Raw genomic sequence first — 25,692 nt, forward strand, 5'->3', positions numbered from 1 at the left:
CATTCCGACGTGAAGAGCGAACAGAGGACCGATTCCTGGCGGTCGTTTCCAGCCGCGCAGCAACCCGAATGGCCTGACGCCGAAGCACTGCGCCACGTCCTCTCCGAGCTGGGCGCCTACCCGCCGCTGGTCGAGCCCGGCGAATGTGACCGGCTGCGCGCCCGGCTGGGCGAGGTCGCCCGCGGGGAGGCGTTCCTGCTCCAGGCCGGCGACTGCGCCGAGACCTTCGATCGGTCCACCGCCGAGGACGTCCGCAACAAGCTCGAGACCATGCTCCAGATGAGCGCCGTCCTCAGCTACGCGGTGTCCGTGCCCGTCGTCAAGGTCGGGCGGATCGCCGGGCAGTACGGCAAACCGCGCTCGCAGCCGGCCGAGACCCGCGACGGGATCACCCTTCCCAGCTACCGCGGGGACGCGGTGAACGGCACCGAGTTCACCCCGGAGGCCCGCACTCCCGATCCCGAGCGGCTCAAGCGCATGTACCGGCTGTCGTCCACGACGCTCAAGCTCATCCGCGGCTTCGCCACCGAGGGCCACTCCGTCCTGCGCCATCTCCACGACTGGAAGCAGTGCGTCGTCGCGGGCTCCCCGCCCGAGCCCCGGCACGAGCCGCTGGCGGGCGAGATCGACCGGACCCTGAGATTCATGCGGATCTGCGGTGTCGAGTCGGACGCCTTCGGCACCGACGAGCTCTACACCTCGCACGAGGCGCTGCTCCTCGACTACGAGTCGGCGCTCACGCGCACCGACGCCCGCACCGGCCGGACCTACGACCTGTCAGGGCACCTGCTCTGGATCGGGGAACGCACCCGCGATCCCGACGGCGCGCACGTCGAGTTCGCGTCCAGGATTCGCAATCCCATCGCGGTGAAGCTCGGCCCGGCCGCGACCGCCAGCGAGGTGCTGGCGCTCATCGAACGGCTCGACCCGCGCCGCGAGCCGGGACGCCTGACGTTCATCACCCGGATGGGCGCGGGCAAGATCCGCGACCGGCTGCCGGACCTGATGCAGGCCGTCACCGCGTCCGGCGGCGCGCAGGTGGCCTGGATCTGCGACCCGATGCACGGGAACACCTTCCAGGCGCCCAGCGGGCACAAGACACGGCGCTTCGGCGACGTGCTCCAGGAGATCGACGACTTCTTCGCGATCAGCAGGGCCCTCGGGATCCATCCCGGCGGCATCCACGTCGAGCTGACCGGCGACAACGTCACCGAGTGCGTGGGCGGCCGGCCCGAGATCCGTCTCGACGCCCTGGGCACCCGCTACGAGACCGCCTGCGACCCGCGTCTCAACCGGAGCCAGGCCCTCGAACTGGCCCTCCATGTGGCCGAAACGTACGTGACCGACCAGACCTGACGCCGGCTTCGGGGCGGTCGAGGCGGTCGAGGCGCTATCGCCCGTTTTCGGCCTGGCGGTGCTGGGCGAAGCGGGGTGCGGCGAGCACGCCGGCCTGGAAGCGGGTCCGGGCCCCCAGGCGGTCGCACAGCTCGCGTACGCGACGCTGGACGGTACGCGTGCTGATGCCGAGCTGGCGGGCGATGGCGTCGTCGGTGAGACCGGCGGTCAGCAGGGCGAGCACGTCGTCGTCCGGGGCGGCGTCGTAACCGGGCAGCGGGACGCCGCTCTGCCACAGCGCCTCGAACAACGAGACCAGGGCGTCCAGCAGAGCGGAGGAGTGGACGACCAGAGAACTGTCGACGGAACTGGCGTGCTCGGAGGTCAGCGGCAGCATCGCGGTGCGCCGGTCGGCGATGGCCAGCTTGATCGGCACGTTTCCCAGCCGCGCCTCCTCGCCGGACGCGATGGCCCGCTGCACGTACTCCAGGGCGCCGGGCTCGTCGAACGCGTCCGGCCCGTAGATGCCGCGCACCCGGATCCCGCGGTCCATCGTCCGCTCCTGCTCGTCGCTGGACAGCGCCGGGTCGGTGGCGAACGGCGGATGCACCAGGACGAGGAGCTCCTCGCGCGTCCCCTGGAGGAGTTGCAGGTAGCGCCGGGACACCGCCGCCCGCCCGCTGACGACCTCCACCTGCTCCTCCGGATGCGGCGCGGCCTCGGCGACGAGCGGCCCGATCGCCGCGCGGCTGCGGGCGATCTCCTCCTGGCGGCTGGCGACGAGGGCCTCGACCGCGACGTGCGGCGGGGTGGCCAGCAGCCGCAGCGGGCGACCGGCCAGGCGCGTGATCAGGCCCAGTTCCTCAAGGCGGGGCACCATCCGCCGCAGCGCCGGGACCGACGCGCCGGTGCGCGGCGCCAGGGTCGCGAGCGTGGCGGGGCCCTCGCGCAGGAGCGCCCGGTAGACGGCCTCCTCGGCGGCGGTCACGCCGAGCCCCTCCAGTACCGGGCGCCGGGGCTCGCCGGTGGGCCGTGATTCGGACATGCAGCGAATCTAGTCGCTGACTGTCCCTTTTCGGGCCCTGGCGGCTTTACGTCATGACGGTTCCCGCCACCGCCACCCCTGGACCACCTGCGCGAACGCCCGCTAAAACGATCTTCATCGGTTTTCGCGGAGGGGACACGGCCATGTGGCGACGTACGACGGGCGGCATCGCAGCGGTGGGCTTGGCCACCGCCCTGGCCGCCACCTTCACCGCCCCGGCATCGGCCGCCCCTGCCTCGGCCGGCCCCGCCTCGGCCGGCCCCGCCTCGGCCAGTCCCGCCTCGCCTGGGCTCGCCCCGGCCGACCCCGCATCGGCCGGGGCCGCCCAGACGATCGGGGCCGCCCAGACGGGCGGTTCTGCCCAGACGGGCGGTTCTGCCCAGACGGGCGCGGGCGAGCCGTACGACGTGACGCTCCCGACCGGTGACAAGGTGCACGTGTCGTCCGGCGGGGTGGCCGCCGTGACGGCCGCGCCCCGCAGGAACGGCTACACGCCCTCCTTCTCGGTGACCCAGACGGGCCGTGATCTCTTTGTCGTCCCCGATGACCAGACCTCGGCCGATCCCGTGTCGTTCAACGTGACCGCGATCCACGAGGGGCGCCGGGCGGCCGTCCCCGCGCCGAAAACCTCAGGGGACGGGCTCGTCACCATCCGGCTGAAGGGCATCGCCCGCGACGGCCGGGCGGCGCGCGGAACGATCAGCGTGTTCAACGTCGAGGACGGCTCCCGCGGCAGTTCGCGCCGCACGCTGCCCGGCGACCCGGAGCTCCCCTGCACCGAGGCCTCCTGGGACGGGAGCGGCTGCATCCGCGTCCCGCCCGGGACGTACTCGATCACCGGTGTCATCGAGACCATGCCGGCGTGGCAGTCGAGCACCGCGCAGGACACCCCGCTCAACCGCAGCTTCGTCGGGTACCCCGAGATCAAGATCACCGAGGACACCGAGCTCGTGCTCGACGCGCGCCGGGCGACCGAGGTGAAGATCGACACGCCCGACCACGTGACCAGGCGGAACCTCGGCTCGCTCAGCCACCTGATGTGGACGCGCACCCCGGCGAAGGGCCCGGCGACGAGCACGGGCGTGCTCACAGGCGCCGGCTCCGTGCTCGAGGAACGCGTGTTCATGCAGCCGGCCCCGCGGGTCCGCACCGGCTCATTCGAGATCTACACGCGGTGGCGGCTGGAGGCCCCGTCCATCACGATGCGGGCGCCGGGCCTCACGCTGTCGCCCGAGTACGTCAACCCGGTCTACTTCAGCGACGTCTCCTCGCAGTATCCGCGCCTGAACGGCACGGCGCGGCTGCGCGTCGCCGACGGCGACCGTCCCGGGGCCGACCTTCGCGGCAGGCTCGCGCTGATCCGCAGGTCGGACGACGTCTCCGTGGCCGAGCAGTCCAACCGGGCCGCCGCGGCCGGAGCGCGGATGGTCGCGATCTACAACGACGAACCCGGCGTCAACGGCGACACGAACGGCAGCGGCGTCAAGCTGACCGTTCCCACGGTGCGGCTCTCCCACGAACAGGGCCGGGCGCTCCTCGCATGCGGCCCCGTCACCGTCACGGCGGCGGGCGTGACCGACAGCCCGTACATGTACGAGCTGGTCTACCCGGAGAAGCAGGGGATCCCGAAGAAGCTGCACTATGTGGCGCGCACGCGGGATCTGGCTCGGGTCCGCAACGACTACCACGGTTTCGCCACGATGAGCACTGGGCGATACCACCGCCGTCCATGGGAGAGCATCGCGACGGCCTACACGCACCCGTTCAAGGGGGCGCCCCGTTCGCGGATCGAATACCTCTCCGCCGACCCGGACACGACGTGGACGGCCCGCGCCGCGACGCCGGAGGAGCCGTACAACCACGCCTTCCCGGACGAGAACACGCCCTACGTGCAGCTCGACGAATCCGTCTGGCTGTCGTACCGGCCCGGCCAGCGCCGTACCCGCACCTGGTTCGAGGCGCCGCTGACCGGTGGCCTGAACCCCCTGAGCCCCATCGCCCGGACCGGTGACCGGCTGCGCATGCGAGTGGGCCTCGTCGACGCGGCGGGCAACTTCGGCAGGGCCTACACCAGCAACTTCCCCGGCGGCTTCGCCACCGACTTCCGCGTGTACCAGGACGGCAAGCTGATCGCCTCGACCATCCACCTGCCGAACGGCAGCCTGATCCTGCCGCCCGAGGAGAGGACCTACCGGATCGAGTACGACGTCGACAACCACGCCCCATGGGCCCTGCTGTCGACCCGCACCAAGACGGCCTGGACGTTCCGTTCAGCCCGTCCCGCAGGAACGGAGGACGCCGTCGCCCCGCTCCTCCAGGTCGGCTACGACGCGAACCTCGACCTGAACAACCGCGCACGTTCCAGGACACTCAACCTGGCGGTGCGCCACCAGGACGGGTCGACCACTCCGTTGCGCCGCCTGTCTCTCGCGGTCTCCTACGACGACGGCGCCAGCTGGACGAACGCCTCCGTGCGCAAGACGCGCGACGGCTACTCCACCCGCCTTCGCGGCCACGGCAAGGTCTCTCTGAAAATCCAGGCCGAAGACACCGCGGGCAACGCGCTCACCCAGGAAACCATCCGCGCCTACAGCCTTCCCTAGGAAAATCGCTGGGCGCCTGGACCCCCACCTCCCGTTCCAGGCGCCCAGCATGAAACGTCAGCCGACGTGAGACGTCGGCCCGCAGGCGCGAGTGGAGATGCCCCAGCCATCCATGCGAATCAGTATTGGCCGGGTTTGATGCGAATTTCGTAGTGGATGTCGCCGACCGTGGCGTTGCCGTGCTTGCGCATCGGGCCGACCGCGTCGCGGTAGAGGGCGGCCAGGTCGTCGTGGTCGCCGTCCAGTTCCAGGCTCTCGGCGGTGGCGGCCAGGTAGTTGGACAGCCAGAGGCGAGCGATCACGGCGTTGCGGAACGGCGGACCCAGGTTGTGCGGGACTCCGGCACCGGCGTTCTCGGTGCACACGGCCAGAAAGATCTGCTCCTCAAGCGAGGCCATGGTCGATTGTCCTACGCCCACCGTGACTCCGAAGGCGTTCCGGCCACCAAGGATCAGCCGCAGACCAGCTTGGCGACGCGGTCGGTGCCGTCGACGAGGATGTTGAGGCGCTCCGCCGCGTCGTCGAAGGACGCGACCTGGTTGGCATGCGGGATGCCGACCGTGCGCGTCACGTTCAGGCTCTGGACCTCGACCTCGCCCGCGTGCACCGCGCCCGGATGCGAGGCCAGGGTCTTGCCCACCAGCAGGGGGGACAACCGCAGGGCGTCACACCCGTCGAACTGGGGTTCCGCATGGGCGGGGCTGAGCATGGAGCCGACGAGAGCCGCGCTGAGCGTGGGGACCAGCAGCATCCGGCGGGCGGGAACGCGCACGGTCGATTCCTTTCATGGCGACGTCCGGCCTTGGACGTCTGACAATGTGTCGCTGAACGATAACAACAGGTGACGACAAAACGATGGAGCGCCGCCGGACGCTCCGTGCCGAGGTACCAGAGAGGCGGAGCCGGCCAGGTCAGACGGGCACGGAGGCGACACTCGGCCAGGAACCTCACTCGGACCGCTCCGGGCGGGCGGGCGTCCTTGCGGGGTGGCGCCCGTCCACCTCGGAGCGGCATGGCGCGAACCGCCCAGGGAACGTGGGCGGCCGCGGCTCCCCCTGCTGTCCGGACCGGCGGCGGCTGGAGGACCTGACGGCCGTGGGCCCGCGCACCGCCGGTCTGGGCAGGTGAATCGACGGTACAGCGCTCCACAGATCACGTGAAGTGATCAGCCGTTTACAGTTCTTCTTGCCACCGGTCAAGGTGCGACGGTGGAGAAATCACCACACTCCGACCTGGCCGCGCTGGTGGGGCACTTGCCGGAGTAGCGCGCGGCTCACGGACGGCCGCGCCGCTTCAGGAGGCTGCGCGGCGCGCGTTGGCCAGATAGCGGCGCTGGTCGTCCAGGGAGGCCCGGAGTCTGGTGGCATGGCTCTTGATGGCCTGGCGTTGCAGGTCCACCTCGACGCGCGTCTCCGATCTATCTCCTACTCGTCTCCACGCCCGGCCAAAACCTGTCCATCGGCGATGTCCCAGCGGGCGAGGTCGCGCAGCCAGGCACGCGCCGAGCTGTCGGACGGGGCGCGCCAGTCGCCGCGCGGTGAGAGGGAGCCGCCCGCCGACACCTTCGGCCCGTTCGGCATGGCCGACCGCTTGAACTGTGCGAACGCGAAGAACCGGCGGCAGAAGACCTCCAGCCAGTGCCAGATCTCCGGCAGGTCGTAGGCGGCCCGCTTGGGCGCGGGGAAGTTGGGCGGCCAGTCGCCCCCCTCCCGGTCGTGCCAGGCGTGCCACGCCAGGAACGCGATCTTCGACGGCCGGAACCCGTGGCGCAGGACGTGGAAGAGCGTGAAGTCGTGCAGGGCGTACGGGCCGATCTGCGACTCGGTGGACTGCAGTTCCTCGCCCGGCACGAGCTCCGGGCTGATCTCGGTGCCAAGGATCGCCGCCAGCGTGCGGTTGGTGTCCTCGTCGAACTGGCCGCTGGAGATGACCCAGCGGATCAGGTGCTGGATCAGCGTCTTCGGCACGCCGGAGTTGACGTTGTAGTGGCTCATCTGGTCGCCGACGCCGTAGGTGGACCAGCCGAGCGCCAGCTCGGACAGGTCGCCGGTGCCGAGGACGATGCCGCCGCGCTGGTTGGCCAGCCGGAACAGGTAGTCGGTGCGCAGCCCGGCCTGCACGTTCTCGAACGTGACGTCGTACACGGGCTCGCCGGCGGCGAACGGGTGGTCGAGCTCCTTGAGCATCAGCCGCGCGGTCGGGGTGATGTCGAGCTCGGCCGCCGTGATGCCGAGGGCGCGCATCAGCTTGTGCGCGTTGTCCTTGGTGTGCTCGCCGGTCGCGAAGCCGGGCAGGGTGAAGCCGAGGATGTCGCTGCGCGGGCGCCCGGCGCGGTCCATCGCACGGGCGGCGACGATCAGCGCGTGCGTGGAGTCGAGACCGCCGGACACCCCGATGACGACCTTCGGGCCGCCGATCGCCCCGAGCCGCTGGAGCAGCCCCGCGACCTGGATGTTGTACGCCTCGTAGCAGTCCTGGGCGAGGCGCTCGGCGTCGGCCGGCACGAACGGGAACCGCTCGACCCGGCGCCGCAGCCCGAGGTCCGTCGTGGGCGGATCGAGGCGGAACGCGATCTCCCGGAAGCCTCCGGTACGCGCTGAATGGACGCGGCGGTTGTCGTCGAACGTGCCCATCCGGTGGCGCTCCTGCCGCAGCAGGTCGAGGTCCACGTCGGCCACCGCGTGCTGATCGTCGAGCGGAAAGCGGTCGGTCTCGGCCAGCAGCGCGCCGTTCTCGTAGATCATCGTCTGGCCGTCCCACGACAGGTCGGTGGTCGACTCCCCCGGCCCGGCCGCCGCGTACACGTACGCGGCGAGGCAGCGCGCGGACGCCGAGCGGCACAGCAACTTCCGGTCGTCGGCCCGGCCGACCGTGATCGGGCTGCCCGAGAGGTTGGCGAGGATCGTCGCGCCGGCCAGCGCCGCCTCGGCGCTCGGCGGCACCGGCACCCACATGTCCTCGCAGATCTCCACGTGCAGCACCAGGCCGGGGACGTCCTCCGCCGCGAAGAGCAGGTCGACGCCGAACGGCACGTCCTGCCCGCCGACGCGGATCGTCCCACCGCGCTCGTCGACGGCCGAGGCGATCTGCCGCTGCTCGTAGAACTCCCGGTACGTCGGCAGGTACGACTTGGGCGCGACGCCCAGGATCCGGCCGCGGTGCACGACCACCGCGCAGTTGTAGATCCGGTGGCGATGGCGCAGCGGGGCGCCGACGACGAGCACCGTCATCAGCTCGGCCGACCCGGCCACGATCGTCTCGACGGCCTGCTCGACCTCGTCGAGCACCACGTCCTGCAGCAGGAGGTCCTCGATCGAATAGCCGGTGAGGCACAGCTCCGGGAAGATCGCGACGGCGACCCCGTCGTCCGCGCACCGGCGCCCGTGCCGCAGCACCGCCGCCGCGTTGGCGGGCGGATCGGCGATGGCGAGCGGACCGGTGCACGCGGCGACACGCGCGAACCCGTGCTGGTAAATCGACCAGAAGTTCACCGGGATCCCCCATCCGCCACGGCCTGCGTCCCGGCCCGATCATCGTGCCGTCGTGATCGTAACAGTGCGCCCCGTCGCCCCTCGCGGCCGCTCTCCCCACGGAGCGCTGACCAGGGCCGTTCTCGCGCGGGCCCTATCATGATGCACACGATCAGTAGGTGCTCCGATACTTATTGTGACAATTCCGGGACAGTCGCCGCCCGGCGTGCTCAAATGCCCGAGGGCGGGGACCGAACGTGCGGGCTCCCGCACACGAGCGGACGCGCGGGCGGACGCGCGGGCGGACTCCGGGGATCGGGTGATGTGACGTGGGTGGGCGTGGCCGGGATTGGGACGCGGGCAGACGCGGCCGGAACGAGGAACACGATGACCTCGAGCGTCATGACGCCCCGATGGAGGCGACGCCCGACGCGCTGGTGATGGTGGACGGCGCGGGCGTCATCCGCGCGGTCAGCGGCAGGGCCGAGATGCTCTTCGGGCACCGGCGGGACGAGCTGCTCGGACGGCCCGCCGCCCTGATCGTCCCCCATCTTCGATGCGGAACGTTCTGCGGCAGGCACCCGCTGCACCACTGCGAACACGTTCGGCAGGAGCCTTCCATGGCGACCCGGGTGCAGCTGTCCGGCCTGCGCAAGGGCGGGACCGAGTTCCCGATCGAGATCATGTTCAGCGCCCTGCACGACACCGACGGCGTGCTGGTGTGCGCCGCGATCCGCGATATCAGCGCGCGGGCGGCCGACCAGGAGACCAGCGACCTCGCGGCGATGGTCCGGTCGTCCCGCGACGCCATCCTGAGCAAGACGCTGGACGGCACGATCACCTTCTGGAATTCCGCCGCCGAGCGGCTGTACGGCTACACCGCCGAACAGGCCATCGGCATGAACGTCGCGATGCTCGCGCCGCCGGACCACCAGCCTGAGATCGCCACGCTGCTCGAACGGCTGAGCCGGGGCGAGCACATCGAGAACCACGAGACCATCCGGGTCACGAGGGAGGGGCGGATACTCGACGTCGACGTCACCCTCTGGCCGATCCGCGACTCCGCCGGGACGATCGTCGGCGCCTGCGCCATCATCCGTGAACTCACCGAGCGGCAGCGGGCTCAGGAGCTCACCCGGCTGTACGAGCAGCAACGCCAGCTCGCGCTCACGGTGCAGCACACCCTGATGGGCACCCCCGGCCAGGTGCCGATCCAGACCGCCGGCCGGTACCTGCCCGCCACCCGCGGGCCGGGGGTGGGCGGCGACTGGTTCGACCTGATCCCCCTCCCCGGCGGCAGGGTCGGGATGCTGATCGGCGACGTCATGGGCCGCGGGCTCGAGGCGGCCACGGTGATGGGCCAGCTCCGCGCGGTCTCCAACGCCCTGGCCAAGACCGACCTGCCGCCCGCGCAGCTCATCCAGGCGCTGGACGCGGTGCTCACCGACCTGCCCACGCAGATGGCCACCTGCTGCTACCTGGTGGTGGACCCCGAGACGGGCGAGGCCACCGTCTGCTCGGCGGGCCACCTGCCCGTCCTGATCGTCAACGCCGACCACACCGTCCACCCGCTCCCGGCACCCATCAGCATGCCGCTCGGCGTCGGCGGCATCGCCCCCGAGCACCCCCCGCGGCAGGCCCAGTTCACCCTGCCGTCGGGCAGCACCCTCGCCCTCTACACCGACGGGCTGGTCGAGACCCGCACCAGCGATCTCGACACCCGGCTGAAGAACCTGGAAGCCGCCCTGGGCCTGGCCGCCCGGGACGGGCTCAGCCTCGACAAGACCGCCGACAGCGTGCTGGCCGCCCTGCTCCCCGACGCCAGCACCTATGACGACGTCACACTGCTGCTGGCCCGCCTTCCCGCGACGCCCGTCGCCACCGCCCGCACCGATCTGCCCGGCCGGCCGGAGGCGGTCGCCGACGCCCGCCACTTCTGCGCCGCCACCCTGGCCTCCTGGGCCGCCCTGCGGCCCCGTACCTCCGCCATGCCCGGCACCTTGATCGACACCGCGGTCCTGCTCACCTCGGAGATCGTCACCAACGCCGTCCGGCACGCCCAAGGCCCGGTCGACCTGGTTCTGCGGCACAGCGAACGGGAACTGACCATCCAGGTCAGCGACCGCAGCACCCTGCAACCCCAGGCCCGGCTCGCCGGTCCGGACGACGAGACCGGACGCGGCCTGCAACTCGTCGACGCCCTCGCCGACAGATGGGGTTCCCGTCCCAGCAACGACGGCAAGACCATCTGGTGCACGATCAGCACGGACGTCAGCGACTGACCCGCCGCCGTAATGTCGGCCGCCCCTCGTACCGTGGGCGTGAGGGCGGGGCGGTTCGTCAGGGGGTGACGGCGTAGGCGTTCTCGATCGTCTGGGTGACGGTGTCGCCGTCGGCGTCCTTGGCGGTGGCCTTCAGCGACACCGTGCCCTTGGGCGGGTTGGTGAGTTCGGCGATCCACCGGTCGCCGTCTTCACGGAGGCGGACCGGCTGCCACGTTGCCGTCGGTGGCGGCCTCGACCGTGAGGGACGTGACTCGCGCCGACGTCGATCCCGGCTGGTGCACGACGCGGACCGGGAACATGAAGGGCTTCGCGGCCGGGGCGCGGTTCAGGTCGTCGAGTTCCGGCACGAACCGGACGGCCATGAGCGGCAGGGCCGTGGAACGTGCGGTCTGGGCCGAACGGAACGTCCATGAGGAGGTCGCTCTCGTCGACAGCTTCCAGTCCGGGTGGTCGCACGCCGCTTCGATGTCGAGGCGGTAGGTGGCGGCCTCGGGCGGAGCGGCGAACGCGCCGGCGGCCGGGATGTCGCTTTCGCCGACCGGCTCGCCGTCCCGCACCAGGCGTGCCGGTGTACTCGACGTCCACCGGGAAGGGCTGGGCGCCGCCGGTTTCGAGGCGCAGCAGCGGTTCCTGGTAGGTGGCCTGGGCGGAGAAGGCGAAGCGAGGGGACGGGGCGGTGACCGAGGCGTACATCTGTGCGCCGAACGGCAGGTTCAGGTTCCACCTGAAGTGGGTGTAGTCCGGGTTGGGCGCGGCCTTGGCCAGCAGGGAGACGATCCAGGACGTCTTCCGCGCGGCGGGCCGGTCGGTGTTCACCTCGACGCGGCGGGCCTTGCGGGCGTCGAACGTGATCGCGCGGTCCTGGACGTCCCTTTTGAAGGCACCACCTTCAAGAAGGGCACCGTCGAGAGCCAGTCGGTCCGCCTCGCGGCCGGAATCGTCGACCGCCCCGGCCAGCGCCCCAAGCAATAAGCCCGAGGGAAATGCGGGGCCGTGCCGCGCCTCGGTCAGGTTTCACGATTCCGATGCCGGCCGGCCCCGATCGTCCGCCCAGAAACTGCGCCTGTACGTCACGCGGGCCAAGGTGGCCTGGCCGTTCAGGTTCGGATGGAAATGGTCCCATCGGCTCATCTGCGAACGGGTGAAGCGGTAGTTGAAAACGGCGTTGCCGTCGAAACGGCAGGTCGGGTGCTTGGCGCATACCTGGGCCATCACGGCGTTGTAATCGATGACGCGTCGGCGTACGCGGTCGCGTCGTGCCTGGTCGGCGGTGGCCATGGAGAGCGGATCGGCGAGCATCGACTGGCAGATGTGGAACAAAGTCCAGACGGTGCGCGCGGCGGAGCGGTCCTTGCCGACCTGCCACATGCGCTTGAGGTCGGGGATGCTCGCCACGAAGATCCGCGCATGGGGGACGCCCCGCCGCAGCGTCTCCATGGCGGTCCGGAACGCCGTCCTGTAGTCGTCCACCGGGGTCATGGCCGCTTCGGAGCGGGCGCAGGCGTCGTTCGCGCCGATGAGGATGGTCACGTACTGGGCGCGCTGGGCGACCGCCGACGCGGCCTGGCGTGCGAGCGCGGAGACCTGCGCTCCCGAGACGGCGTCGTTGTACGCGGCGAGCCTGCCGCGGCGGGCCTTCAGCCGCCGGTAGTGGCTCTTGATCTCGGGACTCCGCCCGGTGGACCAGGAACGCTTGACACAGTCGCGAGGCAGCAGGCAGGCGTTCCGCCCGCGAGTGATCGAGTCGCCGAGAGCCGCCATCCGGACGGGAACGCCCGTCGGTGCGCCGGCCGTCCCTTCCGAGGTGGTGGACGCGTGGGCGGTCGGGGGTGAGAGCGGGGCGATGCTGAGGGCGACCAGGCATGCGAGGCGGCCTTGTGCAGAGCGGCCGATCAGGTGTTTCCACGGCCCCGAACGTTGTCCCACGCGGTCTCCTCTGTCGAAAGGACGGCCGGGGGGCCAACTTTCCGCTCCGGTCGGCTAGCGACGGCCGGAGCAGCAAGAGGTTAACACTGTGGGCTTTCAGTCGGTCACTTTGGGTGAGCGACCCTTCCGTAGCGCGTGAGCGGCACGCCGGGATCGTCGCTCGGCGTGCCCAGGTCCACCGGATCAGAGTGAACCACATCACGTTCTCTGCCGGTCACATCGTGCCGGGCTGTCTCGTCAACGGGGTGTAACCGCAAAGACGGCAAGGAGAGCATCATGAACGCTCGTTTCAACTACTACGGCAACCCCGGCACGGCCAAATTCATGAAGTACCTGCAGTCGGCGGGCCAGGTCCTGCGCGGCTCGTCGGTGCCGGTCGCGACGCAGCACCTCGTGGAGATCCGCGCCAGCCAGATCAACGGCTGCGGCATGTGCACCGACATGCACACCAAGGACGCCGCGCACGCCGGTGAGACCTCGGTGCGCATCAACCTGGTCGCGACCTGGCGGGAGGCCACGGTCTTCACCGACGCCGAGCGCGCCGCTCTGGAGCTGACCGAGGAGGGCACCCGCATCGCCGACGCCGCCGGTGGCGTCAGTGACGAGGTGTGGGCGAACGCCTCCAAGCACTACGACGAGGACCAGCTGGCCGCCCTCGTGTCCCAGATCGCCCTGATCAACGCCTGGAACCGCATGAACGTGATCGCCCGGCAGCCCGCCGGCGACTACCAGCCCGGCCAGTGGGGCTGACCAGCGCGGCGTTAGGGAATTCGGCGGCGGCGTGCAGTCGCTGGCAACGCCAGAATGACGGCGCCGCCGCAGAGCACCATTCCGGCGTCCGTCGCCTGGCGGTCAGGTGCGGGCGGTGCGCGTTCGCAGGTGTGCTCGTTCGCCTTGCGGTCCGAAGAGGACGAGTGTCTCGACGGGGTGGCCGTCGGCCGATCCGAGCCAGTGCGGCAGCGCGGTGTCGAACTCGGCGGCCTCCCCGGGCGACAGGATCATGTCGCGGTCGCCGACCACCAGCCGGAGCCGTCCGTTGAGGGCGTACACCCATTCGTACCCGCCGTGCGTCTGCGGCGTGGGCTCCGCCGGCTCCGGGCGGCCCGGGATGAGCATCTTGAACGCCTGCACTCCGCCCGCGCGGCGCGTGAGCGGGATGAACGTCATGCCGTGGCGGTGGATCGGCTTCAGGTGGATCCGCGGGTCACCCGTTCGGGGAGCGCCGACGAGGTCGTCCAGAGGCACCCCGTAGACGCGGGCCAGCGGCAGCAGCAGTTCCAGCGTGGGCCGCCGCCCGCCGCTCTCCAATCTGGACAGGGTGCTCTCCGACGTTCCGGTCGCCGTCGACACGTCCGCCAGGGTCAGTCCGCGGCGCTTGCGCAGGGCGCGCAGCCGGGGGCCGACCGCCTCCAGCACCTGGTCCGTCTCTTCCATGAGGCTGAGCTTGCCATAACGGCAACTTTTCGTGCCGATCCGACGGCTCACGACCAGGGTGGACGCATGAGCAATCAAGCCGCCCGTTTCTGGGACGAGCACTACAGCCGCCGCATCGGGTCGCCGAACGTGAACCCGAGACTGGCCGAGATCGCCGGTCCGCTGCCCCCGGGCACCGCACTGGACCTCGGCTGCGGAGCGGGAGGGGACGCCCTCTGGCTGGCCGACCACGGCTGGCGGGTGACCGCGGTCGACATCTCGGCGTCGGCCGTGCGCTCGCTCCAGCAGCGAGCCGGTACGTCCGTCACCGCGCTCCGCGTCGACCTCGCCGAAGACTTCCCCGCCGGAACCTTCGACCTGGTCTCGGCGCAGTACTTCCACACCCCGTTCGCCCTGGACCGCGCCCATGTGCTGCGGACCGCCGCGAACGCGCTGAACCCGGGCGGACGGCTGGCCATCGTCGACCACGGCTCCACCGCTCCGTGGTCCTGGAACCAGGATCCCGACGTGCACCACCCGACGCCTGAGGAGGTGGCCGCCGAACTGGCCCTCGACGCCGGATGGTCCATCGAACGCGCGGACACCCCGAAGCGGCAGGCGACCGGCCCCGAAGGCCGCACGGCCACCGTCACCGACCACGTACTGATCCTTCGCCGGGCACAGCGATGAGGCGCGACGTGGGGCCTCCCTCGACCGGCCCCGGCGAGAAGGACGTGCTCGTCGGGTTCCTCGACTACCTGCGCGCCGCCGTGGCGGCCAAGCCCGAAGGGGTGCCGGAGACCGAGGCCCGCGCCCCGGGCGTGCCGTCCGGGACGAACCTGCTCGGGCTGATCAAGCACCTCACCCACGTGGAACGGCACTGGCTGCTCGGCCACGACGTGACCGACTGGCAAGCCACCTTCCATCCCGCGCCGGACGACACCACCGACGCGATCCTCGCCGCCTACCGGGAGACCATCGCCGAAGCGAACAAGGAGATCGCTTCCTGGGACGACCTCGCCGCGCCAGGACCCCCGAGACGCGGCCGCCCGGGCCCGTCCCGGCGATGGACCCTGACCCACCTGATCGAGGAGACCGCCCGGCACGCGGGACACGCCGACATCCTCCGGGAACAGATGGACGGCACCACCGGCCGCTGACCGCACCATGCGAGAACGGGGTTACTCGGCCGTGCCGGTTTTCCCGCTGACGGACTCCTGATAGATCTCAGCGTAGGTGCGCGAGTCTTTGATCAGGCCGTCACAGAAGGCGGCGACATCGGTGCCGATGAGTTCCAGAACACCCTTGCCGGACACCGCGCCCTCCTCGAAGAAATCGACGATCCCGGCCAGCAGGTTTCCGTCGGTCAAGTCGATTGGCCCGACCTTGAAGAGGTACCTCTGCATCTCCTTGTAGACGATCTGGTAATCCGGCGGAAGCGCCTTCACCCGCGCCATGTGCGCCCGCCACTGCTTCTTGCCTTCGATGATGTCCTGGATGCCCACGTCAGCCTCCCAGCCTGCCCAGTTTCTTTGCGACGTTCCTGTTCAACTGCTCGCGCCACCGGTCGCGGTGAGTCCGGGCCCCTTCGCCACCGGCCAGCGCCGCGCAGAAGCCCGCGATGTCGTCACCCAGCACCTCGTGAACGCTCTGCCCATCGGACGCCGTCTCTTCGAGCAGCCCCAGGGCATTGTCGAGAATCGGCATCAGGTTTCGCCCCGTGAAGTCCGAGTAGGAAAGAACGTGCATCGTGATCTCTTTCCACGCCTCCCGGTAGTCGGACGGCAATTCCGCGGCCCGGACTTCGAACGCCTTCCAATCCCTCGTGAGATCGCTGCCCGTGATGGTCTCCCAGAAGTTCATTTCCCGCCCTCCTTGAGCTTCTCGATCCTTGATGAGAGGTACTCCCATTTGGCCCAGAACGTCGCGAGTTCTTCGCGTCCCGCGTCGTTGAGCGCATAGAACTTGCGCGGCGGGCCCTGCTCGGACGGCCGTTTCGTCACCTGGACGAACCCGTTCTTCTCCAGTCGCAGCAGGATGGTGTAAACCGTCCCCTCGACGACGTCGGCGAAGCCCAGGTCGTTCAGCCGGCGCGTGACGGCGTAGCCGTAGGTTTCCTCGCTGCCGATGATTTCGAGCACGCAGCCCTCGAGCGTGCCCTTCAGCATCTCCCTCAAGTCATCCATCGTGGATCCTCTTCGTTGGGTACCTCGTACTACTAGGTACCGCTACAAAGTACCACGTAGTAGTGAGCCGGGGTCACGGTCATTCCAGGTCCAGATCCTTGGGCACGTCCGCCGGACGCAACTCGGCTCGTATGTCTTCGAGGCGGGCCAGATGCCGCCAGCGTCCGTGGCTGGTGGCGATGTCGACCGCGATCTCGACCACGAGGGTGGGCTGGACGCGGTGGTAGCGGATCGGGGCTGCAGCGGTGGGCAAGCCGTGGGCCCATCCGGCCGGGAGCTCGGCGGGCCAGGGGTGATCGTCCTGCGCCGGCCGGCGGGCGATCAGCTGGGGGGCCAGTTCGTCACGGAGCCGCGCGGGTGGCGGCCCGGTTCGCCCGACCACGCGCAGCCTGCCGCCGTCGCCGGGATGGCGCCCGACGAGCAGGCCGGTCACCGCTGTGGGAGTGCCGGTGTAGCCGCCCACGATCGCCAGCGTCTCGTCGCGGTGCTTGAGCTTGTACCAGCCGCGCACGCCCGGCCGGTACAGCCCGCCCGGGGCCTTGATCACGACGCCCTCGATCGCCTGGGCAGTCAGCAGTTCCAGCCAGAGTCTGGCCGGGCCCCGTGAGGTCTCCTGCGGGCATAACAGCACCAGGCCCGTGGCGGGTGCGTCCCGCAGGAGGCCTTCCAGCACGCTCCGCCGTTCGCGCAGTGGCCGGTTGCGCAGGTCGCCCCGCTCGGCCGTCTCCAGGCAGTCGAACACCACGTAGCTGATCGGGATGCGGCGAGCGAGCTGAAGGGCTCGGCGGCGGCCCGAACCAAGACGCTGCTGTAGTGCCTCGAAATCCAGCTTGCCGGTGGCGGGCGACCAGTGGACCAGTTCGCCGTCCACGACGGTTCCGGCCGGCAGCCGCTCGGTGATCGCTGCCGTGGTCTCGGGGAACGAGCCAGTGAGGCGGGTCAGGGATCGCGAGTACAACTCGGTCTGCCCATGGTCTCGGACGTGCGCCTGGCAGCGGAAGCCGTCGAACTTGGGCTCGTACACCCAGTCGTCGCCATCGGGGAAGTCGTCGACGGACTTGGCGAGCATGGGCGCGACGGGGCCGCGGATGTGCATGACGGCTCGCGCACCCCCGAACGCTTGCCTCGCCCCGTCCCCTCGCTTCTGCTTGTACTACCCCTGTGAGCTGGCCGAACACTCAGGCAGGAAGGGGCCGCGGGCGCAACCGCACCATGCGTCCGCTCACGCTTCGTTGGCGAGGTCCGAGTCTCCGAGGATCTCGGCGAGCGTGGACGCGTAGTCGAGGTCGTGGCCCGCCGAGGTCGCCGCCAGCACATGGCGGGCCTGGGAGTCCTCCGGAACGACCAGGCACAGGGGGTAGCCACGGGACGCGCGGACGGCGAACCGGGTCTTGGCGATCAGCTCGGGCCAGGACGATCGTGCTGAGCAACTGCGCCTCGGCCTCCGGGGCCGTCGCCCGGCTCAGCGTCCCGTCGAAGGCGACCACGGTGAAGGCCCCGCGCCGGGTGACCTCGGCGCTCAGGTTTCGCGCCGCCTTGACGCCCGCGTGCACGGGCCCGTCCGCCGAGGGAGCATGCGGAGCCGTTCCGGAGCCCGGGACCTCGGAGTTTCCCTGAACGAACATCCGCGCCCCTTCCCGGGCAGGCTCGCACCGACCCAAACCAGAACAGAATCTCCAGTAACCAGATACGCGAAATAATATTCGCTAATCGAGGTTCAGTAAAGTTGGGAGTGGCATAATCCCGAGGTGTGATCCGGCGGTCACTGCCCGACGGGCCGCCGCATGTGGAGACAGCGAGGTGATCGAGTGACGGCGTCCGGTCCGCGAGACGGCAAGATGTGGACCTTCCTGACCAACCATGCCCGCGTCCTGATCTGCATCGCCCGCAGCCCCGACCTGCGCATGCGCGACATCGCCGACTTCGTCGGCATCACCGAACGAGCCGCCCAGCTCATCGTCACCGACCTCGAAGAGGCCGGCTATCTCAGCCGCACCAAGGTCGGCCGCCGCAACACCTACACCGTCAACCCGGACCTGCCGTTCCGGCACCCGGCCGAAGCCGATCACGACGTCCACGATCTGCTCGCCCTCTTCGCCTCGGCCGCCACGTCTCGCGATGAGCACCCGCGATCCGCGGATCGACGTCCACACCCGGCCGCCAACGGCTCCACCACCTGAGCCCGGCGAACGCGACTCCGCGTCAGACGGCGACCTCCCGAGGCCCCGTCGTGTTCGCGCGCAACCGCAGTCGTCCGCCTGGCCATGCGAAAGGGTCGCCGGGACGGGCGTCGGCGAAATCGGGAATGTTGCCTGGAAGCTCGAACCCGCCAATCCCCGCGACAAAACGGAAATGAGGGCAACTGCCGGACGCGCCTTCTCGTGCGAAGCTCCCACCTGGGCCGGGCCACTCGGCGTTCGGCTCGTTTTTGTTCGGGCGGCGGGCCTCTCCTTTTGGAGGGTTGTTTTGTTGCTTCTGCCTCAATGCAGTCACTATTGGTGAGATGCTGGCTACTTGTCGTACGAGACCGGAGGCATACACGGGTCAGGGGTTGCCAATGAACGCGAGTGGACGATGGCTGCTGCTGGCGCTGGGGCTCGATACCGCGATCGCGATCTCCGACGCGTCGACGACCGATCATGTGGTGTTCGTCGGGCTGCTGATCTCCGGGCCGATGCTGGCCGCGGCCCGCTGTACCGGCCTGCAGACCGCGCTGGTCGGCTGCCATGCCGTGGTGCTGGCCCTGGCGGTGGGCATTCCCAACCATTTCTTCGGCGCGGTCGATCATCTGACGCGGTGCCTGATCGTGGCGGTCGGTGCCGGCTTCGCCGCGCTGAGCGCGCGGATCCGTACCAACCGGGAACGGGCGCTGACGCGCATGACGCAGGTGGCACATGTCGTCCAGCAGGCGCTGCTGCGTCCCATCCCGGCCGAGGTCGGCGGGATGTCGTTCGCCCACCGGCATCGATCCGCCACGCGCGAGGCGCGGATCGGCGGTGATCTCTACGACGTCGCGCTGACCCCGTACGGACTGCGGTTGATCATCGGCGATGTGCGGGGCAAAGGCGTTCCGGCCATTCAGCAGGCGGCCAGCGTTCTACGTTGCTTCCGCGAGATGGTGTTCGCCACCGCAAGTCTCACTGCGCTGGCCAAGGAACTGAATGCGCGCATCGGCCCGGAGCTGGGAGCCGAGGACTTCGTCACCGTACTGCTGGCCGAGTTCGCCCCCGGCCAGGTCCGCCTGGTCAACTGCGGCCACCCGCCCCCGCTGCTCGTCGGGGACCGGCCGCAGTTGCTGACCCCTCCGGAGCCGGCCCCACCGCTCGGCCTGAACCCCGAACCTGAGCCCTACCACGCCCGCCTGGCCCCAGATCAGCGGCTGCTCTTCTACACCGACGGCCTCATCGAGGCGAGAAACCCCGACGGCGCCATGTTCAGCGTTAGCGAGCAGGCCGCCGCTGTGCTGAGCGAGCCACTGCTGGACGAGGCGCTGCAGGGATTGCTCGATATGGTCATGGAGCATGTCTGCGGCCAGTTCGAAGACGACCTGGCGCTGGTGCTGTGCCAGCCCGCCATGCCTTCCCGTCCCTAACGGTCACCTGACACGCGTCTGCCTGGGCCAGCGGGGCGCGCGGCGGTCAGGCGGGTGTTGTCAGGGCTGCTCGCGCTGCGGCGAGGATCTCCTCTGACAGCGGGGAATCCTTGGTGGCGCGAGCCAGGACGAGCGCGCCGAACATCGTGCACAGGCGGGCGAGGCCGTCCTGGTCTTCGGTGGCGAGGCGCTCGGCGAAGTCGCTGACGCCCTTGGCGTAGACGCGGTGGGCCTCCTGGTCGCCGGGTTCGCGCGCCATGTCGCTCGCGAGCGCGGCGACCGGGCAGCCGTCGCCGGGGTCGTCGCGGTGCTCGGTGGAGAGGTAGGCCTCGATCAGCGCCCGCTGGTCGAGGGCGGCCGTGTGGCGCTCGGTGAGTTCGGCGAACGCGTGGGCGGTGGCTTCGTCGATGAGCGCCTCCTTGGAGGCGAACTGCTTGTAGAAGCCGCCGTGGGTCAGGCCGGCCGCCTTCATCAGATCGGCGACGCTGACGTGCGTGCCCTGCTCCCGGAAGAGCTGGGACGCGGTTTCCACGATCCGCTTGCGGTTCTCCTGTGCTTGCGCCCGCGACGCGCGGCCCATCGGCCCTCCATTTGGATGTCGGTTGACTTCTATCCTAGCCTCAGTTTAGATTATGAGCATCATCTAAATCGAGGAGCGGACATGGAACTGAAGGACGCGGTCGCCGTGGTCACCGGCGCCAACCGGGGGCTGGGGCGTCATCTGGCCGAGCAGCTCGTGCGGGAGGGAGCGAAGGTGTACGCGGCGGCGCGGCGGCCGCAGAGCGTGGACGTGGCCGGCGCCATCCCGGTGCGCCTGGACGTGACCGACGAGGAGTCGATCCAGGCCGCGGCCGCCGTCGCGCCGGACGCGACGCTGCTGATCAACAACGCCGGGATCTCCACCGGCACCCCTCTGATCGTCAGCGAGCTGGACGCGGTCCGGCTGGAGATGGAGACGAACTTCTTCGGCCCGCTCGCCGTGACGCGCGCGTTCGCCCCGGTCATCGAGGGCAACGGCGGCGGCGCCGTCGTCAACGTCCTGTCCGTGCTGTCGTGGTGGCATCCGGCCGGCGTCGGGGCCTACGCGGCGGCCAAGGCCGCGGCCTGGGCGCAGACGAACGCGGTCCGCGAGGAACTGGCACCCCGCGGCATCACCGTCTCGGCGCTCCACGTCGGGTTCATGGACACCGACATGGCCGCGGACATCTCCGCAGAGAAGGCCGACCCCGCCGATGTCGCGGCCCAGGTCCTGCACGGCATCGCCAACGGCCTGCCCGAGGTCCTCGCCGACGAGACCACCCGCACCATCAAGCAGAGCCTGGCCACGGCACTCAGCCCTGCCTGAAGACCGTCGGGGCGCACCGAAGGGGTCAACGGAGCAACACGCCGGTCACTGTTGGTCATCATTCGAGTCCGTACGGTTAGCATGCTGATCGTCGCGGTGACCCCGTTCGCCGGCAGCCATTCCGTGGAGGACCGAATGAAGCGTCTCCTGTCCCTGCTCACCCTGACGGCCGCGCTCAACGGAGCCGGCCTCCCCGCCGCCGCGGCGGCCAGTGCCGGCCCCCACGACAAACCCGCACCGCCCAGCGCCGGCACTCACGACGACCACACACCACCCAGCGCGGGCACCCACGACGACCACACACCGCCCCTCCTCGTCGGCACCGGCGATCTCCTCGGCGACACCGATGAGGCCTTCGAAGAGACGGTCGACGAGTTCGTCGACTGACAGCCACCCGGGCTGATCACGGAGATGTGCCACGCTGTGATCCCGGCACGCCGCCACTCCGTTCCGTGAGCGGCCGCGGCCAGGTCCGGCGCGTCCTTCGCTCCATCCTGAGCCTCGCATTGGCAGCCAATTCTTCGCTGGTGCGGGTCACTTCCGGAGCGAATGACGCCGAGAGCGGCGGTCTGGACGTGTGCGACCGGAGCGTCGCATGGTGATATTCGTTTGACCGACCCAGCTGCGCCGGGCGACCATGATCTGATGAAAATCGGTGTCGCCGTTTATTCGAATTGTGTCGGCCTGACGCCGCCCGAGCTTGGCCGGGCCGTTGAGGAACGTGGCTTCGAGTCGCTCTTCTGGACCGAGCACACGCATATTCCGGTGCGCAGCCGGCGCCCTTCGGGCGGCTCGACCCGGGGCTACGCCGACACTGTCGACCCGTTCGTCGCGCTGGCCGCGATCGCCGCGGTGACCACCACCTTGACCCTGGGCACCGCGGTCTGCCTCGTCGCCCAGCGGGACCCGATCATCACGGCGAAGGAGGTGGCCAGCCTCGACCAGGTGTGCGGCGGGCGCTTCCAGTTCGGTGTCGGCGCCGGGTGGAACCGCATGGAGATGGCCAACCACGGCACCGATCCGCGCACCCGGATGGCCCTGCTCGCCGACCGGGTCCGCGCCATGCGCGAGATCTGGACCGCCGACGAGGCCGAATACCACGGCGAGTTCGTGGACTTCGACCCGATCTGGTCCTGGCCGAAACCCGCACAGAAACCGCACCCGCCCGTGCTGGTCGGCGGGAACGGGCCGAACACCGAGGACCGGGTGCTGGACTTCGGCGACGCATGGCTGCCCCAGGTCGACATGATGGACGTCGGCGAGCTCGCCCGGCGAGCCACCGCGTTGCGCGCCCGCGCCGCCGACGCCGGGCGGGGACCGGTGCCGATCACGCTGTTCGGCGCGATCCCGGAGGGCGGCCCGATGCCCGAGCCCGGCCGGCTCGACGCGTACGCCGAGGCGGGCGCCGACCGCAGCTTGTTCACCCTGCAGTACGGGTCCGCCGATGAAGCGCTGTCCACACTCGATGAATGGGCCACGCTCATCCGCCGCTGAAGCTCATTCAGGCAGCGAAGGCGATGCGACGCGATTCCAGAGATGCGTGCTTCCGGCCGGGAACGTCCGCGTTCGGGCCAGCAGCGCGCGAGCCTGTTCAAGGGACATCAGCCCGCGGCCGTCAAGGCCGGTCACGCGGGCGTCGCGCATCGTGGTGATCGCTCACGCGGACACGCTGGCCCCCGCCTCGGACATCAAGAAGCGGATCGGGTGGCTGCTCAGGTCGCGCCGGTGAACTGACGACGGCAGGGGCTAAAGCTCGGCGAATGCCGCGTTTCGCCGCAGCTTATTTTCCTGGTGCACGCCGCCGCGTTCGATGGGAGGACTTCATTGCGGGCTGGGTCCATATTTTCGGCGGCGGCTGGAGACGGGGGCCCTGGCGTTGAGGTCGGCCCTAGGGCCTTAGGGCCCTAGTGAGTATTTTGCCGCGCTCAGTACCGTCCTGCCATCTGGAAAAACGAGGTCGTGATCGGCGAAAAACGAGTCGGCCGACCTCGAAAAGAGGAAGGTCGCACATGAAGAAGATGGCGATGCTCGTCGCGGCGGGCGCAATGGGAATGGTGGCCACGGGCGGAGGTCTGTGGGCGGTCGCCGATGGGGGCGACACGACGGCCGCGCCCGTCTCCGGTCAAGGTTCCGTGGCTGGTCTGGCAGGCAGTGCGGGTGCCGGGAACGGTTACTCCACGACCACGGAGCAGAGTGGGGCGAGCAAGGCCGAACGTCCCGTCTCCTACCTCAATCTCCTCCAGGGCAAGAAGACGCACTCTCATATGAGCGACGGAATGTCGGTGTCCACCGGGGGAAGCCAGACATCCTGTATCCGCGGCGACGCGTGGACGATGACCGCGACCTTCACGGTCAAGAACGTGACGCGGACGAGCGCCCACATCGTCAAAATCGTCACGAGGTACACGGCTCCCATTCGTTCGAAGAACGTGTACCTGGGGGCGCAGAATCTCTGGCAGGACAACGGCAAGCACATTCCGGTGAACGACGTCGGCAACATCATGATGGTCGCGGGCGGCAAGTCCCTGAAGCAGACGATCAACGTCAACAAGACGATGAAATTCAACGGCGGATACGCGGTCTTCCAGCGCCGGGCAAGCGTCGCGCAGGGAACCGGCGAGGGGGCCTGGTGCGGTGGACCCACCGCGATGGAGATCAGGTTCCGGCCGAAGGGCTGACCGGCGGCCGAGGGTGATGGAGAATGCTGAGCGGCGCCCGCCGAACCCCGAGGGACCGTGTTCTGAGCATGATCCGGGTTCGGTGGGCGCCGCGGTCATCGGCCGCCGACGGCGTGCCTCAGGCGCCCTTGGCGGCCGTCAGGCGGGCGGCGACGTCGTTCCAGTTGACCAGGTCCCACAGCTTCTGGACGTAGTCCGGGCGCACGTTGCGGTACTGCAGGTAGTAGGCGTGCTCCCAGGCGTCGAACACCAGCAGCGGCACCGAGCCCATGCCGACATTGCCGTGGTGGTCGTACACCTGCTGCACGATCAGCCTCTGGCCGAGCGGCTCCCAGCCCAGCACACCCCAACCCGACCCCTGCACGGTCGCGATCGCGCTGGTCAGCTGCTTCTTGAACGCCTCGAACGACCCGAAATGCTCATCGATCGCCGAGCCCAGCTCACCATCGGGACGGTCACCGCCGTCCGGCGACAGGTTGTCCCAGAAGATGGTGTGCAGGACGTGACCCGACAGGTTGAACGCCAGCGTCTTCTCCAGCCCGACCAGACCACCCAGCTGGTCCTTGTCGCGGGCCTCCGCCAGCTTCTCCAACGTGTCGTTGGCGCCCTTGACGTACGCGGCGTGATGCTTGGAATGGTGCAGCTCCAGAATCTCGCCGGTGATGGCGGGCTCCAGGGCGGTCGCTCTGACCGGCAGTTCCTCAAGACCTGTCCGGGCGCTCGTCCGCTGATTCTTAGCGGGGCGTGCTCCGCACGCTGACGAGTTTGGTGAGGAACCGGTCGATCTGGTCGTTCAGGGGAGGCAGCTCCCGGTTCGGCTCGTTCACCCGGATCGACACGGCGCCGTGGACGGCGGCGCGCAGATCGAACGCGACGGTGGCGGCGTCGTCGGCGGGCGCGAGTCCCGCGTCCATGCACCGTTGGACGGCGGCGGTGGTGCCTGTGGCCAGCCCTTCTTTGAACGCCAGATGTTTCCGCTGGTTGAGCGTGCTCTCGTGCAGCACCTTGTACAGGCCCGGATGGTCGCGCACCCAGGCGCCGAGGAACAGCAGGCGCGCCCTCAGCCGCCCCACCGGGTCGTCGGCGGCCGACTCGGCCTGGTCGAGGTCGCGGATGAGGTCGCGGGTGCATTGCTCCAAGGCGGCGAAGACAAGGGCGTCCCGATCGGCGAAGTGGATGTAGACCGAGGTCGCCGCTATGCCCACCTCGCGCGCGACGGCTCGCAGGGACAGCGCCTCGTCGTCCCTCAGCTCGTCGAGCATCCGCAGGGTGGTGCCGACGATGTCGCTGCGCAGCCGTTCTCCCTTGCCGCGCGGGTTGCGGCCCCGCGTCGGCGCGGGCGGAGAAGTCGCATCCATGATCCGCATTGTATTGCAACATGCGTTGCCCTACAGTCGTAGCGCTACAGGTGTTCAGTTAGGGAGACTCCCATGTCGACGCGAGAGCGCAACAAGCAGACCGTCCTCGCCTTCTACGAGGCCGGCCTGAACCAGAAGGACTTCGCCGCAGCTTCCAAGCTCCTCGGTGACCGGTACGTGCAGCACAACCCGCGGATCGCGGACGGGATCGAGGGCTTCGAGGCCTTCCTCGGCCAGCTGAGGGACGACTTCCCCGCGTTGCGCGCCGAGGTCAAGAACGTCTTCGCCGACGGCGACTTCGTCATCGCGCATGTGCACGGCGTCCGGGTGCCCGGGCAGCTCGGCACCGCGATCGTCGACATCTTCCGGCTCGACGGGGACGGGAAGATCGTCGAGCACTGGGACGTCATGCAGCCCGTCCCGGAGACCGCCGCGAACGAGAACGGCATGTTCTGA

The 25,692-nt window shown here is 69.7% G+C and carries 28 protein-coding genes; 14 read left to right on the forward strand and 14 right to left on the reverse strand.

Features of this window, described 5'->3' with window-relative positions:
- The first annotated feature begins 9 nt into the window (after nucleotides 1-9).
- Nucleotides 10-1,356: a class II 3-deoxy-7-phosphoheptulonate synthase gene (locus ACGFNU_RS32855; protein WP_392599964.1), complete on the forward strand. Its 1,347-nt coding sequence runs from the start codon at nucleotides 10-12 to the stop codon at nucleotides 1,354-1,356.
- Between the two features lie 34 nt (nucleotides 1,357-1,390).
- Here the strand turns inward: ACGFNU_RS32855 and ACGFNU_RS32860 are convergent, their stop codons facing one another.
- On the reverse strand, nucleotides 1,391-2,380 hold the full coding sequence (locus ACGFNU_RS32860; protein ID WP_392599966.1) for a helix-turn-helix domain-containing protein: 990 nt from the start codon (nucleotides 2,378-2,380) through the stop codon (nucleotides 1,391-1,393).
- 143 nt (nucleotides 2,381-2,523) lie between these two features.
- On the opposite strand from ACGFNU_RS32860, the gene ACGFNU_RS32865 reads away from it, so the two are divergent.
- Nucleotides 2,524-4,983: a PA domain-containing protein gene (locus tag ACGFNU_RS32865; RefSeq protein ID WP_392599968.1), complete on the forward strand. Its 2,460-nt coding sequence runs from the start codon at nucleotides 2,524-2,526 to the stop codon at nucleotides 4,981-4,983.
- A 119-nt stretch (nucleotides 4,984-5,102) separates the two neighbouring features.
- On the opposite strand, the gene ACGFNU_RS32870 is transcribed toward ACGFNU_RS32865, so the two are convergent.
- The 3 genes from ACGFNU_RS32870 to ACGFNU_RS32880 all read right to left on the reverse strand — a co-directional run bounded on the left by ACGFNU_RS32870 (nucleotide 5,103) and on the right by ACGFNU_RS32880 (nucleotide 8,474).
- Nucleotides 5,103-5,381, reverse strand: a complete 279-nt coding sequence (locus ACGFNU_RS32870) for a hypothetical protein (RefSeq protein ID WP_392599970.1) — start codon at nucleotides 5,379-5,381, stop codon at nucleotides 5,103-5,105.
- A 53-nt stretch (nucleotides 5,382-5,434) separates the two neighbouring features.
- On the reverse strand, nucleotides 5,435-5,755 hold the full coding sequence (locus tag ACGFNU_RS32875; protein ID WP_392599972.1) for a hypothetical protein: 321 nt from the start codon (nucleotides 5,753-5,755) through the stop codon (nucleotides 5,435-5,437).
- A 652-nt stretch (nucleotides 5,756-6,407) separates the two neighbouring features.
- Nucleotides 6,408-8,474 (reverse strand): NAD(+) synthase, encoded by a 2,067-nt coding sequence (locus ACGFNU_RS32880; RefSeq protein WP_392599974.1) that lies wholly within the window; start codon nucleotides 8,472-8,474, stop codon nucleotides 6,408-6,410.
- A 308-nt stretch (nucleotides 8,475-8,782) separates the two neighbouring features.
- Between ACGFNU_RS32880 and ACGFNU_RS32885 the strand changes: the two genes are divergently transcribed.
- Nucleotides 8,783-10,735, forward strand: a complete 1,953-nt coding sequence (locus ACGFNU_RS32885; protein ID WP_392599976.1) for a SpoIIE family protein phosphatase — start codon at nucleotides 8,783-8,785, stop codon at nucleotides 10,733-10,735.
- A 191-nt stretch (nucleotides 10,736-10,926) separates the two neighbouring features.
- On the opposite strand, the gene ACGFNU_RS32890 is transcribed toward ACGFNU_RS32885, so the two are convergent.
- Nucleotides 10,927-11,295 carry a hypothetical protein gene (locus tag ACGFNU_RS32890; protein ID WP_392599978.1) on the reverse strand — a complete coding sequence of 123 codons (369 nt, stop codon included), beginning with the start codon at nucleotides 11,293-11,295 and terminating at the stop codon, nucleotides 10,927-10,929.
- Nucleotides 11,296-11,467: 172 nt separating this feature from the next.
- Here ACGFNU_RS32890 and ACGFNU_RS32895 point away from each other — a divergent pair, with 172 nt between their 5' ends.
- On the forward strand, nucleotides 11,468-11,710 hold the full coding sequence (locus ACGFNU_RS32895) for a hypothetical protein (RefSeq protein WP_392599980.1): 243 nt from the start codon (nucleotides 11,468-11,470) through the stop codon (nucleotides 11,708-11,710).
- Nucleotides 11,711-11,752: 42 nt separating this feature from the next.
- Here ACGFNU_RS32895 and ACGFNU_RS32900 read toward each other — a convergent pair whose 3' ends face one another.
- Nucleotides 11,753-12,664, reverse strand: coding sequence for a GDSL-type esterase/lipase family protein (locus ACGFNU_RS32900; RefSeq protein WP_392599982.1), 912 nt, complete (start codon nucleotides 12,662-12,664; stop codon nucleotides 11,753-11,755).
- 276 nt (nucleotides 12,665-12,940) lie between these two features.
- Here ACGFNU_RS32900 and ACGFNU_RS32905 point away from each other — a divergent pair, with 276 nt between their 5' ends.
- Entirely contained in the window at nucleotides 12,941-13,414 is a 474-nt protein-coding gene (locus ACGFNU_RS32905) for a carboxymuconolactone decarboxylase family protein (protein ID WP_392599984.1), read from the forward strand.
- 102 nt (nucleotides 13,415-13,516) lie between these two features.
- Here the strand turns inward: ACGFNU_RS32905 and ACGFNU_RS32910 are convergent, their stop codons facing one another.
- On the reverse strand, nucleotides 13,517-14,098 hold the full coding sequence (locus ACGFNU_RS32910; protein ID WP_392599986.1) for a helix-turn-helix domain-containing protein: 582 nt from the start codon (nucleotides 14,096-14,098) through the stop codon (nucleotides 13,517-13,519).
- Nucleotides 14,099-14,164: 66 nt separating this feature from the next.
- On the opposite strand from ACGFNU_RS32910, the gene ACGFNU_RS32915 reads away from it, so the two are divergent.
- Nucleotides 14,165-14,767 carry a class I SAM-dependent methyltransferase gene (locus tag ACGFNU_RS32915; RefSeq protein WP_392599988.1) on the forward strand — a complete coding sequence of 201 codons (603 nt, stop codon included), beginning with the start codon at nucleotides 14,165-14,167 and terminating at the stop codon, nucleotides 14,765-14,767.
- An 8-nt stretch (nucleotides 14,768-14,775) separates the two neighbouring features.
- Nucleotides 14,776-15,237 (forward strand): DinB family protein, encoded by a 462-nt coding sequence (locus tag ACGFNU_RS32920; RefSeq protein WP_392599990.1) that lies wholly within the window; start codon nucleotides 14,776-14,778, stop codon nucleotides 15,235-15,237.
- A gap of 21 nt (nucleotides 15,238-15,258) precedes the next feature.
- Here the strand turns inward: ACGFNU_RS32920 and ACGFNU_RS32925 are convergent, their stop codons facing one another.
- From ACGFNU_RS32925 to ACGFNU_RS32940, 4 genes are all read right to left on the reverse strand, one after another.
- Nucleotides 15,259-15,582 carry a DUF1048 domain-containing protein gene (locus ACGFNU_RS32925; RefSeq protein ID WP_392599992.1) on the reverse strand — a complete coding sequence of 108 codons (324 nt, stop codon included), beginning with the start codon at nucleotides 15,580-15,582 and terminating at the stop codon, nucleotides 15,259-15,261.
- Nucleotide 15,583: 1 nt separating this feature from the next.
- Entirely contained in the window at nucleotides 15,584-15,940 is a 357-nt protein-coding gene (locus tag ACGFNU_RS32930) for a DUF1048 domain-containing protein (RefSeq protein ID WP_392599994.1), read from the reverse strand.
- The gene (locus ACGFNU_RS32935) at nucleotides 15,937-16,263 is read right to left on the reverse strand and encodes a PadR family transcriptional regulator (protein ID WP_392599996.1); all 327 of its coding nucleotides are present in this window, start codon (nucleotides 16,261-16,263) and stop codon (nucleotides 15,937-15,939) included. Before ACGFNU_RS32935 ends, ACGFNU_RS32930 begins: the two co-directional genes overlap by 4 nt.
- A 79-nt stretch (nucleotides 16,264-16,342) precedes the next feature.
- Nucleotides 16,343-17,359 (reverse strand): ATP-dependent DNA ligase, encoded by a 1,017-nt coding sequence (locus tag ACGFNU_RS32940; RefSeq protein ID WP_392599997.1) that lies wholly within the window; start codon nucleotides 17,357-17,359, stop codon nucleotides 16,343-16,345.
- Between the two features lie 712 nt (nucleotides 17,360-18,071).
- On the opposite strand from ACGFNU_RS32940, the gene ACGFNU_RS32945 reads away from it, so the two are divergent.
- Together ACGFNU_RS32945 and ACGFNU_RS32950 are read left to right on the forward strand one after the other, a co-directional pair.
- Complete coding sequence (locus ACGFNU_RS32945; protein WP_392599999.1) at nucleotides 18,072-18,443, forward strand: helix-turn-helix transcriptional regulator; 372 nt, start codon at nucleotides 18,072-18,074, stop codon at nucleotides 18,441-18,443.
- A 377-nt stretch (nucleotides 18,444-18,820) separates the two neighbouring features.
- Nucleotides 18,821-19,855, forward strand: coding sequence for a PP2C family protein-serine/threonine phosphatase (locus ACGFNU_RS32950; protein WP_392600001.1), 1,035 nt, complete (start codon nucleotides 18,821-18,823; stop codon nucleotides 19,853-19,855).
- A 46-nt stretch (nucleotides 19,856-19,901) separates the two neighbouring features.
- Here the strand turns inward: ACGFNU_RS32950 and ACGFNU_RS32955 are convergent, their stop codons facing one another.
- Nucleotides 19,902-20,435, reverse strand: coding sequence for a TetR/AcrR family transcriptional regulator (locus tag ACGFNU_RS32955; protein WP_392600003.1), 534 nt, complete (start codon nucleotides 20,433-20,435; stop codon nucleotides 19,902-19,904).
- An 81-nt stretch (nucleotides 20,436-20,516) separates the two neighbouring features.
- On the opposite strand from ACGFNU_RS32955, the gene ACGFNU_RS32960 reads away from it, so the two are divergent.
- The 4 genes from ACGFNU_RS32960 to ACGFNU_RS32975 all read left to right on the forward strand — a co-directional run bounded on the left by ACGFNU_RS32960 (nucleotide 20,517) and on the right by ACGFNU_RS32975 (nucleotide 23,878).
- Nucleotides 20,517-21,200: an SDR family oxidoreductase gene (locus ACGFNU_RS32960; protein ID WP_392600005.1), complete on the forward strand. Its 684-nt coding sequence runs from the start codon at nucleotides 20,517-20,519 to the stop codon at nucleotides 21,198-21,200.
- Between the two features lie 135 nt (nucleotides 21,201-21,335).
- Nucleotides 21,336-21,587 carry a hypothetical protein gene (locus ACGFNU_RS32965; RefSeq protein ID WP_392600007.1) on the forward strand — a complete coding sequence of 84 codons (252 nt, stop codon included), beginning with the start codon at nucleotides 21,336-21,338 and terminating at the stop codon, nucleotides 21,585-21,587.
- A 258-nt stretch (nucleotides 21,588-21,845) separates the two neighbouring features.
- A complete protein-coding gene (locus tag ACGFNU_RS32970; protein WP_392600009.1) occupies nucleotides 21,846-22,694 on the forward strand; it encodes an LLM class F420-dependent oxidoreductase in 849 nt (282 codons plus the stop codon).
- Nucleotides 22,695-23,224: 530 nt separating this feature from the next.
- Nucleotides 23,225-23,878, forward strand: coding sequence for a hypothetical protein (locus ACGFNU_RS32975; RefSeq protein ID WP_392600011.1), 654 nt, complete (start codon nucleotides 23,225-23,227; stop codon nucleotides 23,876-23,878).
- 118 nt (nucleotides 23,879-23,996) lie between these two features.
- Here the strand turns inward: ACGFNU_RS32975 and ACGFNU_RS32980 are convergent, their stop codons facing one another.
- Together ACGFNU_RS32980 and ACGFNU_RS32985 are read right to left on the reverse strand one after the other, a co-directional pair.
- Nucleotides 23,997-24,575, reverse strand: coding sequence for a superoxide dismutase (locus tag ACGFNU_RS32980; RefSeq protein ID WP_392600681.1), 579 nt, complete (start codon nucleotides 24,573-24,575; stop codon nucleotides 23,997-23,999).
- A 37-nt stretch (nucleotides 24,576-24,612) separates the two neighbouring features.
- Complete coding sequence (locus ACGFNU_RS32985; RefSeq protein ID WP_392600013.1) at nucleotides 24,613-25,236, reverse strand: TetR/AcrR family transcriptional regulator; 624 nt, start codon at nucleotides 25,234-25,236, stop codon at nucleotides 24,613-24,615.
- 72 nt (nucleotides 25,237-25,308) lie between these two features.
- On the opposite strand from ACGFNU_RS32985, the gene ACGFNU_RS32990 reads away from it, so the two are divergent.
- Nucleotides 25,309-25,692, forward strand: coding sequence for a nuclear transport factor 2 family protein (locus ACGFNU_RS32990; RefSeq protein ID WP_392600015.1), 384 nt, complete (start codon nucleotides 25,309-25,311; stop codon nucleotides 25,690-25,692).

It is taken from the genome of Spirillospora sp. NPDC048911, assembly GCF_043198015.1.
Classification (GTDB): Bacteria; Actinomycetota; Actinomycetes; order Streptosporangiales; family Streptosporangiaceae; genus Spirillospora.